We start from the raw sequence: 17369 nt of genomic DNA, 5'->3' as shown, positions 1-17369 counted from the left end.
GCCCAGGCGTCTTGATCCGGTCGCATTCTGTGTCACAGGAAGGATCCCAATTCTCGGCTCTTGCTTTCGACTTTCTCCGCAAGCTCGGACAGGTTTTCGCTATCGGCGTCGTCACCGTTCACATGCTGATTGGCCAATTGCTGCGCATCCGCGGACAGGCGGGAGTCACCCTCCCCACCCAGAACACGATTGGCGACCTTGCTTGACAGATCCATCAGCGTTGCACCGTTTGCGAGCGACATCAAGGGGATATCTATGCCCAACTGCCTTTCCGCGCTCATACGCAGTTCAAGTGCCATCAGCGAATCCATACCGATTTCGGACAGCGGCTTGTGCGGATCGATCTCTTCCGGCGCGATTCTGAGGATCTTGCCGATTTCCGCGGCGAGCAATTTGGCAACGGTTTGCGCGGCGGTGACGGGATCCATGCCCTCAAGCAAGGCATGCAGATCGATCATCCCTTCCGGTCCGCCATCGTCATCGCCGGACCCGAGACCCAAAAGGTCCGTGAGGGGGGTTCCGACGAGGGCCAGATCCTTGGACGCGGCTTGCCAGTCGATGCGGGCATACCCGATGGAGGCTAGACGCGGGTCCGTGGTCGGCAGGGTCATGAGACGTTCAAGGCCGTCCAGAGCTTCCTGGGCGGTCAGGGCATGACGGCCGAGTTTGCGGGACAGCATCTCGTTGACGTCTTCGTTCCGGGCAAGATATCCGGCATCCGAAATGGCGCCCCAGGCAACCGCAAGGCCGGGTTTGCCCGCCGCCCGCCGCTTGCGCGCCAGGGCTTCCAGATATCCGTTTGCGGCGACGTAATTCGCTTGGCCGGGGTTCCCCACAAGCGTCGTGGCCGAGGAATAAAGGACGAAATGGTCGAGCGGGTCAGCGGCTGTCAGCCGGTCGAGAAGTTCCGCGCCACGGACCTTGGGGGCCATAACCCGCCTAAGGGCCTGGGCATCCAGGTTCGTGATGAGGCGGTCATCCAGAACCATGGCGGTGTGGAAGACACCCTTGATTGGCAGACCGGCCGCCCGGATCTCGTCCAGCGTCTGTGTGACAGCGGCGGGGTCGGTAATGTCGCAAGGGTATCCGGTGACGGCAGCTCCGCGTTCCGCAAGCGCGCCGATGACGGTTTGCGCCTCGTCGCTTGTGCTGCCTCGGCGGCTCAGAACAGCGATGTTCCGGGCGCCCTTGTCCACCAGCCGGTGGAGAAGAGCTGCGCCAAACCCGCCGAAACCGCCGGCCACGATATAAACCGCGTTGCCGTTGAGGGTTAGCTCCTGTGCGACCGGAGCTGGACGCTCGCTGACCTGCGGCGGCCGGAGTACGATTTTTCCGATATGGCCCGCCTGCTGCATCAGGCGGAACGCATCGACCACATCCTCCGCATCGAAAGCGCGGTAGGGCAATGGCGACAGGGTCTGATCCTCAAACAGGGCCACAAGCTTCTCGAACAGTGTTTCGGCAAGTTTCGGCTGACGGGTCAGAAGCTGATCGGCGTCGATGCCGAAATAAGTGAGGTTCTGCCGGAACGGGCGCAAACCGATCCGGGTATTGCCGTAGTAGTCCCGTTTGCCAAGCTCGAGGAAACGGCCGAAGGGCTTGAGCACTTCAATGCTACGTTCCATCGCCTCGCCGAACAGCGAGTTCAAAACCACATCCACGCCTTCGCCATCGGTCAGGTCCATGACTTCGTCGACGAAGGCAAGAGACCGGGAATCGAGAACGACATCCGCGCCAAGAAGGTCGAGCGTTGCCCGCTTCTCCGGTGAACCCGCGGTTGCGATGATCCGGGCGCCCCGCCATTGGGCGATCTGAAGGGCGGCCAGTCCAACGCCCCCGGCACCACCGTGGATGAGGACGGTTTCCCCTTCGCTCAGGTGGGCGAGGTGAACCAGGGCATAATATGCGGTCAGGAAGGTGACCGGAATCGTGGCGGCTTCCTCCGACGACACCGTCGACGGCATGGGCGCGCAGCCGGATTCATGAACCGTGACATGGCTGGCGAAACAGGCCGGTGCGAAGGTGATCACCCGATCGCCCGGCTTGAAGCGGGTCACGTCCGGGCCGCAGGACACGACGGTGCCACAGCATTCCATTCCAAGCGTTGGTCCCGCGAACCCATCTTCCAGCGCCTCTTCAGGCAAAAGACCGAGTGCCCACATGACATCGCGGAAGTTCAGGCCGCTGGCCTCCACCGATATTTCCACATCGCGAGGACCAGGGGTATTCCGGGCAACGGGCTGCCACTGGAGCTGGTCGAGGGCGCCTTGACGGAGAATTTCCAGACGAAGAGCCGGTTCCGCGCCTTGGGAGAGCTCGGTGTCGGGCAGGAGCCCGCCTTGCAGAATGCGCAATCCCGCCCGGCTCTGGCCATCCAGAACCACCTCCCGTTCCGCGCCCGGGGTTTGCAGTTCCTCGGCAAGGCGGGCCGCCGCGATCCCGGGTTCAAGATTTGGCGAGACGTCGATCATCCGGATATTTGCATCCGGATACTCATTCATCGCAACCCGGGCGAAGTTCCAAAACCCGGTCTGGGCCGGACGGTGGTTCTGCCCGGATATGATGTCCTGCGCGCCGCCTGGAACTATCACTGTGAGCGCGGCCGGATCCGATCCGATCGCCTTGACCACGGCCATGAGGTTCGCGCTGCGCGCCTCCAACGTCTCCAGCGCATCGTCTTCAGGCCGGTAGGCGCCGAGCAGATAGACGATTTGGCCACCCGCGGCCGCAGTGAGCTTCTTGAACGTCGGATCCGTATCTGTGGCGGCTTGATCCGCGCAAAGAGCGACTGTCCACACGCCGTCGGCCCGTTCGGCGGTCTGCGAACCGGGGACCAGAAGCCTCGCCGGTTGCCCATCGCGGGTCAGGCAGGCGGCAAGGCCGTCGGCGAGTTTCCGCTCCGCGCCGCTTTCATCGCACAGGATGAGGATTGGTTGCCGCGCTGGCGTTTCTTCCGTGGTTTCATCCCGAGTTTGCGGCCGCTCTCCGGCCTGGGCGAAGATCAGGTCGGCTTCCGCGCTTTGGCTTGCCAGCGCCACCATGGTCACGGAGGTGTATCCCAAAGCGGTCAGATCCGCAGCCCAGTCGCGGTTCTGCCGCGAAATCGGGAACTCGGGCGTAACTGTTTCGCTCCACCAGTCGGCGCCGATACCACGCAACAGATCGGTCAGAGGGGCCGCCAGCGCTTCGGAGGTCAGAAGACCCGCGTCGGGGGTCAGGTGCGCGAGGATTTCGCGATGTTTTTCCGAAGACAAGTCCGCCAGGCTGCGGGCGAAGATCACCAGATCAAACGGGCCGCGTTCGGCCAGGGCTTCGCCGTCCGGATCGACGAATTTGGTCAGCGTGCTGCCGGTCCAAAGCCGTGCGGCTCGGCCGACATCTGCTGCGCTCAGGTCCGTGACACAGACCTGCATGCGGGTGCTGTCCAATGTCCGGTCGAGCGCCTTCAACAAGGAACTCGCGCCGGAACCGACCACCAAAACCCGAGCCGGATTGCCCTTTGGCCAGGCCTTCAACAGACCGGTGGCGGCATCGGTGAGGCCGGAGACCCGCGACATCACGCTTGGTGAAGCGGTGGTATAGGCGTCGAACAGGCTGCCGGAATAGAACTCGGATGCCGTTGCCGGCAAACCGGTCCTGAGGATGTCCGGCAAGTCGTTCTTGAGACGGGCAAGCAACGCGGCTTCCGCGATATGGCGCCCGCCCTCGACAGACAGGGTCTGCATGAGGGCGTGGGCCGAGGGGCCTTCGGCGGGATCGGCCAGCCGTGTCGTGCCGTCCTCAAGCGTCACCGCAAGCTCGTCATCCGCAAGCCAGTTGACCAGGGCATGGGCCAGGGGGGCGGACGTTTCGTGCAGCACATTGGTCCGTATCAAGGCTGTGACGTCGAAAATGCCGTTGTCGGCCAAAGACCAAAGGGCGGTATGGGCAACGGTGCGGCCCAGTGCTTCGAGCAGGATGCTGGATTCGTCCAGATCGGAAGGCGTTTCATCGGTCAGGCCAAGCCCGGCGGCAAAGCCGTCGAAGCCTGCGGGCAGGGCATGGGCGACTGGCGACCGGCGATTGGCGTCCGGCAACAGGACAGCGGCCTGATGATAGACGAGTTCGTCCTGGCGGGTGTCCCGGCCCAATTTGACGGCGCGGAAACGCGCTTTTGTCAGCCGGGCGATGACGGTCCCGTCCGCGCCGATATATTCAAAGGTCGCCTCAACCGAACGCGGGGAAGCCTTCGTGACTTCGATGCGGACGGTTTCAGGAGCGGCGTCAGGCTGAAGGAGACGGAACGCACCAAGACGGATCGGCAGGAAGCTTGTCTTTTCAGGGATGTTATCGATCCCTTCCAGCAGCGCGAACAAGCCGTGAAACCCGGCGTCCGCAAGGCTGGGGCACAGCGCCATCGGCACTGTTTGCAAGGCGGAGACCCGCGTGTCCAGCGTTACGGTCGCCCGGCGCTGGTCATGGGCGACGACCGAACGGGCCCGCTGGAAGGTGTCGCCATAGTTGAGACCGTAGGACCGAGTAATCGCGTAAAGCGCGTCTTTTTCGAGAGAGGCTGCCTCACGTTCATCCTCGGGCAGTGACGGGTTGCCGCCCCGGGTGGACGGCGTCACATAATGGCCTCTTGCGTGGAGCGACCAGTCGTTATCGTCAAGACGGCGGCGCGAAAACACTTCCACCACACGGTCATCGGGAGAAATCCTGACCTGGGTCTCGAATGCCTCGCCATCGTCCAGCACCAGGGGACGGAAAATGTCGAAGTCCCGCAGTTCGGCGGCATCCTGCCCGGTCCAGCGGAGCACGGCGCGCAGCGCCATCTCGGAGAACCCGGCGGCCGGGAAGACAACAGACTCCTCGACCTTGTGGTCGACCAGCCAGGGGTGGCTCGCCACATCGATATGATTGTACCACACGGACGCATCCGAGCGGAGCCGGAAACCGAGCAGCGGCCAGGTCTGGCCGAACATGAAGTCGACGCGTTCTTCCGTCGGGTCTTGCTTATACGGCGTATTCTGCCAGGGGTAGTGCGGCAGATCGCGGAAGGTTTGCGGGGCGGCCCCGACAAACCGGTCCAGATCCGTTTTTCCACCATGGGCGAGGATGGCCGCGGCCACGCGGGCGACCGGGGACAGCGTTTCGTCCCTATCGGCCTTTTTTTGCTCCAAGCTGGCCAGAACCTGGGCTTTCTTGCCGTCCGTGCGGACCACATCGTTGATGTAGGTGCCCAAGACACTCCTGGGACCGATTTCCACGAATACACCGAACCCGTCCGCAGCCATGCGTGAGATGGCGTCGCTGAAACGGACCGGTTCACGAACGTTGCGCCACCAGTATTCAGGCTCGAGAGACACCGGCGCGGCATCCGGATCCACCGTTGAATAGAACGGTACCCGTTCCTGTTTGGCCTCGATGCCCTGAAGCGCGTTCAGCAAAGGTTCGCGGATCGGATCGACAAGGGCGCTGTGAAACGGATAGGCAAGACCCAGCCGGCGCAAGGCCCACTTGTTCTTCCGGGCATATTTCGCGAAAGCCTCCAGGCTTTCGGATGCCCCGGAAATAGTCACGCTGCGGGGCGAATTGATGGCGGCCAGTTCAAGCTGCGGAAAGCCGCTTTCCTTGATCGCAGCTTGCGCGCGATCGGCCGGCAGAAGAAGTGCGGCCATCGACCCGAGATCGCGGACGACCTCCTGGCCACTGGAGCGCGCGTGGATCAGTTTGACCGCGTGATCCAGAGAGAGGGCGCCGGCACACCAGGCCGCGGCCACCTCACCGACCGAGTGTCCGGCCACACCGTCGGCCTCGATGCCCCGGCTGCGCAGGCTCTCCACCAACGCCACCTGGATGGCGAACAGAAGTGGCTGCGCGACCTCGGCCCGTTCGATGTCTGTCTCCAGATCCTCCGCGAACAGCATGGTCAGCAAAGACCATCCACCGATCCCCATGAAGATCTTGTCGACCTTCTCGAAGGCTTTCTGGAACGGCATGTCGGTCTTGTACGCGTCCTGGCCCATGCCGGCCCATTGCGATCCGTTGCCGGAAAAGATGAACGCCGTCTTGTCCTCGGCCCTGGCGGCCTCGCCGCACACGATGGCAGGCGTGGGTTGATCCGCCAGAAATGAATCGAGAGCCGCGCATTGTTCCGCGACCGTATCGCCGAGCACGACCATGCGTTTTGCAAGCAGATCGCGCGCGTGGGCGGCGGTGAGCACCAGGCCGGCGGCAGCCTGATCCCCCTCCGCCGAGGCCAGCTGCTCGCGATACCGCCCGGCGAGCGATCTGAGCGCTTCTTCCGAGCGTGCGGAAATCAAGAGTGGTTGACCGAGGGGCTCGGGCAGGTCCGCCGGGCCTTCATCTGGCGCGTCGGCGATGATGGCATGCGCGTTCGTGCCGCCAAAGCCGAAGGAGTTGATGCCCGCGATCCGGTCTGCGCCATCCCGGACAAGGTGGACGGGTTCCTTCGCCACCTGCAGGTTCAGTTCGTCGAAGGGGATGTCCGGATTGGGCGTGTCGAAATGCAGTGATTTCGGAAACAGGTCGTGCTTCAGCGCCAAGATCGCTTTCAGAACCCCGACGAGCCCCGAGACCGGCTCCAAATGGCCCACATTCGTCTTGACCGACCCGATTGGCAGTGCCGCGGCGCGTTTTTGTCCGATCACCTTGCCCAGGGCATCGGCCTCTGCTGGGTCCCCGACGCGGGTTCCCGTTCCATGCGCCTCGACAAAGGCCAGCCGACTGGGATCCACGCCCTTGTCTTCGTAGAGTTCGCGTAGAAGAGCCGCTTGAGCAAAAGGCGAGGGGAGCGACAAGCCGACCGTGCGCCCATCCGCATTGATCCCGCTGGCCACGAGCCGCGCATGGGCCCGCGTGCCGGGCAATTTTTTTGCCCGGTTGGCCTGCAGGACCAGAACAACGCCCCCCTCTGACCGCACATAGCCGTCCCCCTTGGCATCGAACGCCTGGCATAGGCCGGTGGGCGACAACATGGTTGCCCGAGAGAAGCCGACAAAGGCGAACGGGCTGAGAAGCAGGCTGATGCCACAGACGATCGCCGTATCGATCACGCCGCTTTCAAGCGCGCAGACGGCCTCGTGAAGGGCGACAAGCGAGGACGAACACGCCGTGTCGACCGTGAAGCTCGGGCCGCGCAGGTCGTAGATATAGGAAATCCGGTTCGAGACGATCGACAATGTGTTGCCGGTCATGAACTGCATGTCGGCCGCGGCCGGATCGCTGACGAACCGGTGATGGTAGTCCAGCGACGACGCGCCGACATAAACGCCGGTGCTTGACCCTGCCAGATCGCTCGGCCGGATATTGGCGTGTTCCAGGGCTTCCCAAACCAGCTGAAGCAGCAATCTCTGCTGAGGATCCATTTGCAGCGTTTCGCGCGGAGAAATGCCGAAAAAAGATGGATCAAATCCCCAAACGTCGTCGAGCTGTCCAGCGGCCCATGTGTAAGCTTTGCCCGGGGCGGCCGCATTCGGGTTTCCAAAGCGCGCGAGCGGCCAGCGATCCGGGGTCACTTGCGTGACGGCGCAGGTCCCCGTTTCAAGAAGCGACCAGAAATCTGAGGGAGAATTCGCGCCCGGCAGTCGATTGGAATAACCAAGGATGTTGATATCAGAAGTCAGGGAAGCCACGGAACAACCTTAAGCGAAGAAAACATCGAAGCCATGAGTGGGGTATACGGCACGGTCAGCCCCAAGCTGCCCATAGATATAGCTATCGGCTGCGCTTGGCCAGTTTGTCGGCGATGCACGTACCATGATTTTTTGACTGCCGCTACGTTGTAGTCGCACCTTGCAAACCGATGGCCGAATTTGTCGAAGTTGCGCACGCGTCCGCGTTTGGGGAGGGTCCAACGAGCAAGACGGCCACCAAGACCGAAGCTTCCACCGCTCTTGATTTTGTGAGCGAATGAGAGTTGCCGGCCTTGGAGGCCGCTCGGCAGGACCTTTCGACTTGTCGCGTATCCGTCACGGGGGGCGGGCTTTTTGACTTTTCGGGCACGAGGGCCCATGACCCCGGGGTCAGGCTTTCCGTGGGATGGGCACTGGGCGGGGAAGCCCTGGGCGGCAGGAAGGCGGGGGGGCAGGAAAACCGGGGGCTGGGGAACCAGGAGCGATTTTCGGCTTCATGCTCGAGCACCATGCGGATCGCGCGTTCACGGGCTTCAACCGAAAACTTGTTTGCTGTTTTGCTCATATCGGCTCCACTTTCTCAGAAGTTGGAGCCTCCGGCAAACACGGGGGGCGGTTCAGACAGACAAGCGACGGGCCTACGTCGAGACGCTCGACATCACCGATTTTGTTCGAGACCAGTTTGCCGGCGATTGGGATGGGTTCTTTGACTGGAAGGACAGTCTTGCAGATCTGCAGGAACTGGATGAACGGCGGAACACCCTCATAAACGACCGCATTGCAGGCGCTATGGCCAAGGCGGCAGCTCAGGGCAATGCCAACGCTTCGCGAGAACTGGCAAGGCTTTCGGGGCAGGTGAACCCGGTCGGCCGCCCCAAGATCAACCCCCTAGTTGAAACCCGCGTTGCTCAAGAGCTGGCAAAAGCAAAGCAACTTGAGGAAGACTATCAGGCGGTCATTGAGCGGATGAAGGGTGTCATGTGATTGCCAAATCCTCATGGCCCCAACCATTTGCGTGATCGGGGCCAAAGGGCACTGTACGTGGCTCGGATAAAAACAGCAGACAACTGAAAATCCGAGCTAAAAAAACATTGCGCTCAGGCAAGCAATTCGTACAAGCTTTCGACTAACCGACATGCCTCGTGTTGAGTGGAATCATTCCGAGGTCCATCGGCCACATATTCGAGCTGGCGGGCTAGTGCACCGATTTCAGTCCAGCGCAGTTCCGCCAGCTCGTATTCGTCCACGCTTTCCGCTTTCGATGTGTTGTCATTTGCCGGAAGGGAACGTGGTACGTTGTCGTTTGCAGCTCCGAAATTGAAAGCCAGCTGCATTGGTTTCGCTTCAGTTCTTTTCATCCATATCCTTTCATGGCTCGAAGCTTCTTAATCAGAAGCAATACGACCATGCGCTGAGGATATGGAACAGGCTACAACATGTAGATGTTCTCAACAGGAAAACTTTCGGAAACACCTATATATACGAACAGTGTTCTTAAACCCGAACAAAGCCGGATCAGACTCATATGCGAGCTGCCTTAGCTCAGGGATTGAGCTTTGCCGAAGCTTGCTTCGTGCACTCGCTTGGCGAGAGGAGCTGAGTTCGCTCACAATCCAGTGTGAACGAGATCTGAGACAGATTCTGCTGTAACTCATTGAGAAGACTGGTGCTGCCGGAGAGATTTGAACTCTAACGATTTGAGTAAGAATATATATAAAACAAATACTTAATCAAATATCGAGTTTTCGTTTGTAGACGGATTTTGTATGCGTCTTTGTTGTGGACGGATAGGAAGTCCTAGGGAACGAGCGCTCCAACGAGGGGGATGGCTCGGGGGTCGATCTGCATCGGCGAGCGGAGCCCCGGAAGGTTGGTTATGGCTGTGTGTTGATTTTCACCGAGAACTGACCCGGTAAGCCTGATTTTTTCACTGAGAACTGACCCATGTTTAAACCCACCCCTGCGAGCTTTCGGCGGGGGAAGACGGAGTGATAGACATGGCGTTGTTGAGCGTTATCAGACGCTGGCATTTTCGTAATCAGCTTTCGATCCGGGAGATCTCCCGGCGGACCGGATTGTCCCGGAACACAGTGCGCAGGTATCTGCGCGACGAAACGGTCGAACCCGCGTTTACCGGGTCAGTTCTCAGTGAAAATCAACAGACACGGCTCCGGTCGCTAACGTGTGCTGGAGTTCGGCCTGCTGCGCCGGTTCCATCCGCTTGTCTCGACCCGCTTGGCGGCGGCGGCGCATCCCGCTGCCGCTGTCGCGTTGGTGAGTTTTGGGGGACCGGCTGCCTATGCCTTCGCACTCCTTCATGGAGCGGGGAACGGCATACTGACGATCGCCAAGGGCACGCTGCCCCTCGCGTTGTTCGGATCGGCGGGATACGGGCGGCGGATCGGCTGGCTGAATGCGCCCGCCCGCATCCTTCAGGCGGCGGCGCCCCTGATCTTCGGCGCGGCGCTGACGGCCTGGGGCCTCTCGGCGATCTGGCTGACGGCAGGCATCGGGGCTGCGTCCTTCATCGCCCTGCTGGCGCTCCGGCGAAGCTAGGTTAAGGTGTTTCCTTGTCCGTCATTCGGCCAGGGATTCGACGGTCAGCGCTTGGCCCGGTGCGACCATGTCGATTTCCGGAGGGACGACGGCGATCCCCATGGCCTGCGCCATAGGTGAGATCGAGGCCGACGCGCCCTGCCCGAGCCGCATCAGGACCGGGCGGCCAAACGAGTCGCGCTCCGACCATCTGACCGGCACATATTCGCGCCGCCCGGTGGTGCGGGAATAGGTGAAACCCGCGACGGCGGGTAGCCAGGTGTCCGGTTCTTCCATCAGCCCTGCAGCCCGGCGCAAGGCGGGCTTGGCGATCTGGGAAAAGGTGATGGCGGCAGCGTAAGGGTTGCCGGGCAATCCAAAATACAGCGCCTGACCAAGCCGACCTACGGTCAGCGGCTTGCCGGGGCGGATCGCAACCTTGAGTACGTCAAGCTCAGCCGCCTCAAGACGTAGCACGTCAAGGATGTGATCTTCCTCGCCCGCCGAGACACCCCCCGATGAAATCACCACGTCATTGGTCTGCGCGGCGTGGCGAATTGCCCCTTGAATGCAGGTGGGATCGTCGGTCACGATGCCAAGATCCGTTAGGTCAACCCACGGAAAACACGACAAGGTTGCCCGTAGAAGCATCCTGTTGGAGTTGTAGATCTGCCCTGGCCCAAGGGTGCTACCAGGCTCGGACAGTTCATCGCCAGTGGACAAGATGGCCACGCGCACACGTGGGCGCACGGCGACCGAAGAAACGCCACAGCCGGCCAGCAGCGCCAGGCGTGGCGGGGTCAATGCCAGCCCGGCGGCCAAAGCCTGTACGCCCTGAGCTACATCCTCACCCTGGCGCCGGATGTTCTGACCCAACCGGGGGCGCTCTGTCAGCAATATCATATCGTTGGCGCGGGTGACCTGTTCCTGTATTACAACGGCATCGGCCCCAAAGGGAACCGGCGCGCCAGTGAAGATGTGGGCCGCCGCGCCGGCCGCCAGGGTAAGAGAGCGCGCGTCTCCCGCCGCGATACGGGTGTATATGGGCAGGTACCATGGGCCATCGCCGGTCAGATCCGACAGGCGTAAAGCATAGCCATCCATAGCGGAATTGTCGAAAGGCGGCAACGCATGAGCCGCCATGATCGGGGCGGCAATTACACGACCGATCGCCTGATCGATCGGTAGTATCTCTTTTCCCGCAATTGGGCAGGCGGCGGCTTTGGCACGCAAGCGCGCCGCATCGACCGACAGTGTCGGCCCGGATTTGCCCGTTGAACAGGCTGCAGGGCTGGACATGACTTCCCCCTCCCCAGGAAAAAGGCCCGCCTCCGGTGTCGGGAGCGGGCCGAACGTATCGAATCAGAGCATGATTTCGTGCGACTTGAACGATATGCCCCGGGTCTGGGCGGTAGCATCCGAGATCTTGCGGATGTCGCCCCAGCAGTGTTTGTAGTCCGGCAGCACAAGCTCGTTCACGCCTGGGTTCACCACGTTGCCCTGGCTGCCCGCAGGCGAGCCAAAGACCATCGCCACCGTGTTCCGCTTCAGCGTCGGCATGGGATAGGCCATGCCCTGCGTCACCCCATTATCGTTGATAATTTCGAGCAGGTCGCCGGGGTTCAGGCCCAGGTCGACCATGTCATCGGGATGCATCTCGACGAAAGGATGCGGATAGCGGTCTTGGACGAAGTCGTTGTCCTGATCGAGGAACTGGTTCTGCCAGAAGATGTTGGCGCGGACGTTGTTGATCCAGAACCGGTGCGCGGCCTGTTCGCGGGCTTTCCCGGGAGCTTGCCAGCCCCTCCATCCCGCCGCACAGAACAGCGCCTTGCCATCCTCGCGACCGTGGCGCGTGAACACACCGTCGGTGTAGAGGCGCGTAGTGCCGACAAGCTGGCCGTTCTCATAGCCCACGACCGGCTCCTGCACCCCGTTGTTACCGGCGGCCCGCAGACGTTCGTAGGTCACTGCTGTATGGGCGCGGCCGTAGCCGTCCATAAAGGCGTCTTCCTCGGTTTCCCAGTCGTAGCCCTGGAACTGGTCTGCATAGGAATCCTCGCCCATCTCGCGCAGAACGCGCTCCATGTGCTGAGCCATCTTTGCAGCGATAAGCGCGTCGGGCAGGGAATTGCCGAACGGGTCCATGTATTTCTCGGATAACCGCAGCCGCCGCTCGCCGTTCATCGAGGTGAGGTTCATCTCGCTTGCTTCACAAGCTGGCAGGATAACGTGGGCATTCTGGCCGATCTGGCTGTGGATGATGTCCACATCCACAACGAAAAGCCCGCCCGCGTTGATCGCCGAGACGATGGCATCGACCACCTGCTCGCGCGTGCCGCCAGCGGCGCCGTCGATTGCATCCTTGACCATGTCGGAGCGCCGCTTGTGGACCCGCTTGAACTCGGACGCATTGAGCGTGGTCTTGTAGTGATCGCAGGCCCAGATGTGATGCACGCCGCCAAGCCCCCGGATCAGGAACTGGTCCACATATTCTGAGGGTCGGCCTACATGCGCTTCGGAGGGACGGAAGTAGCCTTCCTGATGGCCGCCCAGACGGCAGACCCCACCGCCGATCCGGCCCACATTTCCGGTCGCCAGCGCGATGTTCACAAGCGCGCCGATGGTGCGGTAGTTATCGTTGCCCCAGATGATGCCCTTTTCGTAGCAGGTCACGCATTTGCGGCGGCTGCCATCGTCATGGGGCTGAGCGATCCACTCGGCAGCCTTCTGAATATCGGCCGCCGATACGCCGCAGATTTCCGCCGCCTCGTCCAGAGTGGTGCGGCAGGTCTGCATGGCGTAGTCGAGGCTGCCGAGGCCCGCCGGATGGGCGGAATCCTGGGCGACCGCTTCGCCACCTTGAAAGGTCGATGCCGCGATGAAGTCGGCATCGACCCAGCCCTGATCGACGATATGGGTCAGAAGGGCGTTGAACAGGACCATGTCCGTGCCTTCGGCAATCGCGAGGTGAAGCACGTTTTCCGGCCCGGCATATTGTTCGGACGAGGCAATGGTCAGCGTGCGGCGCGGATCGACCACGATCATCTTTGCGCCCCCCTGAAGGCCCGGAACCATGTGGTTCAGGTAGAGATTGGTCTGGGTCTCCATCGAGTTCGCGCCGACCATGAAGATCGTGTCGGTCAGCGTGTAGTCCTCGTAGGCGTAGTTCAACTCATCCACACCCATGTCACGTGAGGAATGTACCTCGGAATTATAGGCTGGGCGGTTGTGGATACGGCAGTTCTTGATCTTCATGCTCTCGAAGTAGAGCTTTCCGGTGCCCCAGGTGTTTTCATAGCCTCCGGCGGAACCGCCGTGGTCGAACATCGACACCACGATGTCGTCCTCGGACCCCTCCACGGCTACTTTCGCCGTCACCCGTGCCACGAGGTCGAGCGCATCGTCCCAAGACGTTGGCTGCCAGACGCCGTTGCGCCACACTAAAGGATCGGACAGGCGCTGCTGTTGCGTGCCGGTCACCTTGGAGGGCCGGTTTTCCGCCATACGGGCACCACGGATCGAACCCAGGCCCGAGTTGACGACGCAATTCGCATCAGGTTTGACCACCAGATGAACGTCTTTGCCGTTCTGGCGCACCACGTTGTACATTGAGGGCGCGTACCAGGCCTCGGATTCCATGAACTGCTGTTCGCTCAGGTCGACGCCGAACTTGTTCTGGTTCGGAGCGGTGCCGCCCTGGCGGTTCATCGGCCAAGTGTAGGCCTTGTAGCCGCAACCGACGATGCAGTAGTGGCAGGTGACGTTGAATTCGTCTGCATCTGCGGGAATGATCGGCAGACGATCGATCTGTCTCTTGTAAGCCATTGATCTTTCTCCCTTATGCCAGGACGTTCGAAAGACGACCGTAAATCAGCTCGTCCACACCTTCGGCATGGATGTCGCCCTGATCGTCGACACGGAGCAGGAATTGCGCGAGGTTGCTTGTCGCATGGCCCCAGATCTGCTGTCCGCCAGCTTCGCAATCGAAGCGGGAATGGTGCCCCGGGCAGTTGAGGGTCTTGTCCTCGGCCGAGTAGCTCATCAGCCAGCCCTTGTGTGGGCAGAGCACCGAGAACGCCACGATGTCCCCATCCGGGCCGACGCCGCCCTCGACCGCCTGACCGAGCTTGAGCAACACACCGGGGCTGTCGGCATCGGGATAGGCAATATCCAACGGCTCGTTCACCACCAGATCGGCGATGTTAGCAAGGCGGTTCGCGGGATAGTCGACGCGGGCCAGTGATCGCGCCTTGGCCTGCTCCGGCGTTATGACGGTGGCGGCAACCGCGCCGGCCGTTGCTGCGACGCCGCCCCTTAGAAACTGTCGACGTCCCGCGTCGACCAATCGATCACACTTCATTGGTTAGGCTCCTCCCAGGCTCATCAAGTTTTGAATGATCGCGGTGAGTCTAACCTTTGAATCTGGGGCTCTCAATGGAATGAAAGGGCATGTTGCACCGCAGCTATCCATAGATTTCAAAAGGAAAAATATGATGTTCGGAATTCCGAACATGGGCAGCTGCACTGTCAGGATCCGGATATGCCGAGCTTCTGCATTTTCTCCCAAAGCGTCGTTCGGGCAATCCGCAAGAGCTTTGCCGCCTCGCCGATCTGCCCATGGGTCCGGTCGAGGGCGGCAATGATGTGCGCCTTTTCCGCTGCCTCGCGGGTCTCGGCAAGCGACATCATGTCATTGGGCCCTACGAGAAATTCCGGAAACAAATCGGATGGCTGCAACAATGGTCCTCTTGCCATCGCGAGGCCACGCAGCAATCTTGACCTCAGATCCCGACCGCCGCCCTGCCAATCGTGGTTCCGAACGGCCTCTTCGCTAAGAGGGCTGATCCCTTCGAGCTGCGGTGCATGGCGAGGAGCCAGCTTACGATAAAGCTGAAATAGCAGCCAGACGGCATCTTCGGGTCGTTTGTCTAGTGGGGGGATTGGAATTTCAATCCGAGTCAGCCGATAGAACAGTTCGGAATTGAATGTGCCTTGGGCAATCAGTGCCTGAAGATCGTTGCCACAGGCTGTCACGAGCCGGCCGACAAATTCTTGATTCAGCCGTTCCAGCATTTGCGCCTGGACCTGTGCTTCCATCTTGCCAATAGCGTTGATGAACAAGGTGCCTTCGCCTACGGTATCGAACGCGCCTGCATGCCCCAACAAAGCTGCTTCCGTGTCGGCTTCTCGAGCGAGATTGATCGAAACAAAAGGGGCAGCTGACCGGTCCGACAGGTCATGGATACGTCGCGCCACAAGGTCCTTGCCAGTTCCCGGCCCGCCCCGGATCAGCACGTGGTCGCTGGCCTTTGCTGCCTTGACGATCAACGCTTCTATGCGCCGTGCCGCGACTGAGACCCCCATCAGAGGTGGAAAGTCTGCGTCCTCAATCGGTTGCTCGCGGTTTCCGACGAGCAGACTGAGGCGTTCTAGCAGTACCGATATTTCAAACGGTTTGGTTACGTAGTCCGCAGCCCCAGATTTGATCAGTCGGACCGCCTGACCGATGCCGCCCTGACCGGTAATGAACAGGAAGGGGGGAGGTGTCTCGGTTTGGAGGAGCGTCAAAAACAGCTCTTCTCCTGATCCATCCGGCAAGCCAATATCGCAGATGACCGCATCAATCGGCTTCCTCGGGGTGCGGATCGCACCGAGAGCCCGCACCATCTGTTTCAACCAAAGAACCTGAGCGCCTTCCAGTTCCAGGCGCTGCAGTAGTGACCCGCCCATGATTTCGTCGTCCTCGACAAGAACGATGTACCTATTCCTCAGCATCGGCCGACTCCCATGATATTGGTAGGCTGACCGCGACGCATGTTACGCCGTTTTCATGCGAATGACTGATTGCTCCACCCAATTTCGTTATCAGGTCGCGGACCAGGCGCAGCCCGACGCCACCACCGGGCAAGAGCGGACCGTCCTCGAGCAAGCGATCCAACGCGGCTTGCGGCATGGCCGCGCCCGTGTTCATGATCTGAAGGGTAAGGTTGCCGTTCCTTGTAAGTGCCATTAGGCGGACGCAGCCGTTTTGGCCAGCAGCCGAGCAGGCGTTCAGCAGCAGGTTGAGCGCGATCTGCCGCACAGGCCCGGCGGACAGGCTGCACTCCGTTACCGATGTCGGCTCGACAGACCACTCCAGATCCAGTGCCAGCCGCGAGATTTCTGGTTGGATAAGGAGCTTGATGTCCTCGAAATCATCGGGTGTCAGCGCGCGGGCCTCGGGGTCTATGCGGTTCTGGTCGAGCGTTGCCCGGGTCACATCACGCAAATGGCGCAAGCCCCGGTCAATCAGATCGGCGGACTTTCGCACCACTTCGGGGCGATCAGGATAGCTCCGGATCGTGTCTGTCGCATTCAGCAAGCCGCCGAGTGGATTGTTGATCTCGTGCGCGAGCGACGAGGATAGGCGTCCAAGTGCTACGAAACGTTCCCGTTCCGCCAACCGCCTCTCGGCTTCGGCCTTGGCGAGCACGGCGCCGACCATAGAGTTATAGGTGCGTGCTAGCCGCGCAAGTTCGCCATCGCCCCGTGGGATGTCAGAGATCGGGATGGGATGCGGCTCTCCTTTTGTTTCGGTCATCTGGCGTGCCAACGTCGTGATAGGTTGCAGCATTTTGCGTATCGCGAAAAAACCAGCCACCGACAGAAGGCCCGTTGCGATTGCGTTACCCAATATCAGAAATAGCAGAGCCTTCCGGCGCTCTGACAGTAGGTCTGCTACGTCCAACTCGGTTGCAATTTGCCCGACAATGCGCCCCTGATAGGTCAAAGGTGCAAGCAGGCTGAGTACGGGCGAGGCTCCATCCACCGTCAAGTTATCCAGCGCCACCGCGTCATCAGCAAGCGCGGCGATATCACTGTCCATCGGAACCCGTCGGGGGTCGGTTGCGGCGAGAATCTTTCCGCGCTCATCGGCCACGGCAGTCAGAACCATCCGGCGCCCCCCAACACCCTGGGACGCGCGGTCAAGTGTGTCGTAAACCTCCCATATGTCCCGTCTCAAAACCAGCGGCCCGAGAGCCACCGACAGTCCCTCGACATGCATCCGCGCCAGTTCCCGGATCCGTGCGTCTTGAACCTGCGCCAACGACTGCAAGACCTGGTGGGATGCTACCGTGCCAACAAGCACCATCATCGTCGCCGCAAGCAGCGGCAACTTGATCGACAGCGGTATGGGAGCAAACCACTTCATGC

9 protein-coding genes and 1 pseudogene are annotated in these 17369 nt (G+C 61.0%); 3 read left to right on the top strand and 7 right to left on the bottom strand.

Features of this window, described 5'->3' with window-relative positions; genetic code table 11:
- Positions 1-32: 32 nt before the first annotated feature.
- Positions 33-7637, bottom strand: a complete 7605-nt coding sequence (locus tag F0184_RS11730) for a type I polyketide synthase (RefSeq protein WP_208998439.1) — start codon at positions 7635-7637, stop codon at positions 33-35.
- A 549-nt stretch (positions 7638-8186) separates the two neighbouring features.
- On the opposite strand from F0184_RS11730, the gene F0184_RS11720 reads away from it, so the two are divergent.
- Complete coding sequence (locus F0184_RS11720) at positions 8187-8621, top strand: hypothetical protein (RefSeq protein WP_150496359.1); 435 nt, start codon at positions 8187-8189, stop codon at positions 8619-8621.
- A gap of 113 nt (positions 8622-8734) precedes the next feature.
- Here F0184_RS11720 and F0184_RS11715 read toward each other — a convergent pair whose 3' ends face one another.
- Positions 8735-8995, bottom strand: a complete 261-nt coding sequence (locus F0184_RS11715; protein ID WP_150496358.1) for a hypothetical protein — start codon at positions 8993-8995, stop codon at positions 8735-8737.
- 639 nt (positions 8996-9634) lie between these two features.
- Here F0184_RS11715 and F0184_RS11710 point away from each other — a divergent pair.
- A pseudogene (locus F0184_RS11710) lies at positions 9635-9769 on the top strand (helix-turn-helix domain-containing protein); the annotation flags it as partial.
- A gap of 52 nt (positions 9770-9821) precedes the next feature.
- Entirely contained in the window at positions 9822-10193 is a 372-nt protein-coding gene (locus F0184_RS11705) for a hypothetical protein (RefSeq protein ID WP_208998451.1), read from the top strand.
- A gap of 21 nt (positions 10194-10214) precedes the next feature.
- On the opposite strand, the gene F0184_RS11700 is transcribed toward F0184_RS11705, so the two are convergent.
- The 5 genes from F0184_RS11700 to F0184_RS11680 form a co-directional block, all read right to left on the bottom strand.
- Entirely contained in the window at positions 10215-11471 is a 1257-nt protein-coding gene (locus F0184_RS11700; RefSeq protein WP_150496357.1) for a molybdopterin molybdotransferase MoeA, read from the bottom strand.
- 63 nt (positions 11472-11534) lie between these two features.
- Positions 11535-14000: an arsenate reductase (azurin) large subunit gene (locus tag F0184_RS11695; RefSeq protein ID WP_150496356.1), complete on the bottom strand. Its 2466-nt coding sequence runs from the start codon at positions 13998-14000 to the stop codon at positions 11535-11537.
- 13 nt (positions 14001-14013) lie between these two features.
- A complete protein-coding gene (locus F0184_RS11690) occupies positions 14014-14535 on the bottom strand; it encodes an arsenate reductase (azurin) small subunit (RefSeq protein WP_150496355.1) in 522 nt (173 codons plus the stop codon).
- A gap of 167 nt (positions 14536-14702) precedes the next feature.
- Positions 14703-15950, bottom strand: a complete 1248-nt coding sequence (locus F0184_RS11685; RefSeq protein ID WP_150496354.1) for a sigma-54-dependent transcriptional regulator — start codon at positions 15948-15950, stop codon at positions 14703-14705.
- Positions 15937-17367, bottom strand: coding sequence for an ATP-binding protein (locus F0184_RS11680; RefSeq protein WP_150496353.1), 1431 nt, complete (start codon positions 17365-17367; stop codon positions 15937-15939). Before F0184_RS11680 ends, F0184_RS11685 begins: the two co-directional genes overlap by 14 nt.
- Positions 17368-17369: the final 2 nt, after the last annotated feature.

Origin of the sequence: Roseibium aquae (assembly GCF_008711285.1) — a bacterium.
Lineage (GTDB): Bacteria > Pseudomonadota > Alphaproteobacteria > Rhizobiales > Stappiaceae > Roseibium > Roseibium aquae.
The sequence above is the reverse complement of the archived record's forward strand: the minus strand, read 5'-3'. Positions and strand labels throughout refer to the sequence as shown.

Bases quoted from the DNA above. Each gene is read 5' to 3' on its own strand.
- F0184_RS11695 (WP_150496356.1), bottom strand. From the start codon at position 14,000: ATGGCTTACAAGAGACAGATCGATCGTCTGCCGATCATTCCCGCAGAT.
- F0184_RS11690 (WP_150496355.1), bottom strand. From the start codon at position 14,535: ATGAAGTGTGATCGATTGGTCGACGCGGGACGTCGACAGTTTCTAAGG.
- F0184_RS11680 (WP_150496353.1), bottom strand. From the start codon at position 17,367: ATGAAGTGGTTTGCTCCCATACCGCTGTCGATCAAGTTGCCGCTGCTT.
- F0184_RS11700 (WP_150496357.1), bottom strand. From the start codon at position 11,471: ATGTCCAGCCCTGCAGCCTGTTCAACGGGCAAATCCGGGCCGACACTG.
- F0184_RS11685 (WP_150496354.1), bottom strand. From the start codon at position 15,950: ATGCTGAGGAATAGGTACATCGTTCTTGTCGAGGACGACGAAATCATG.
- F0184_RS11715 (WP_150496358.1), bottom strand. From the start codon at position 8,995: ATGAAAAGAACTGAAGCGAAACCAATGCAGCTGGCTTTCAATTTCGGA.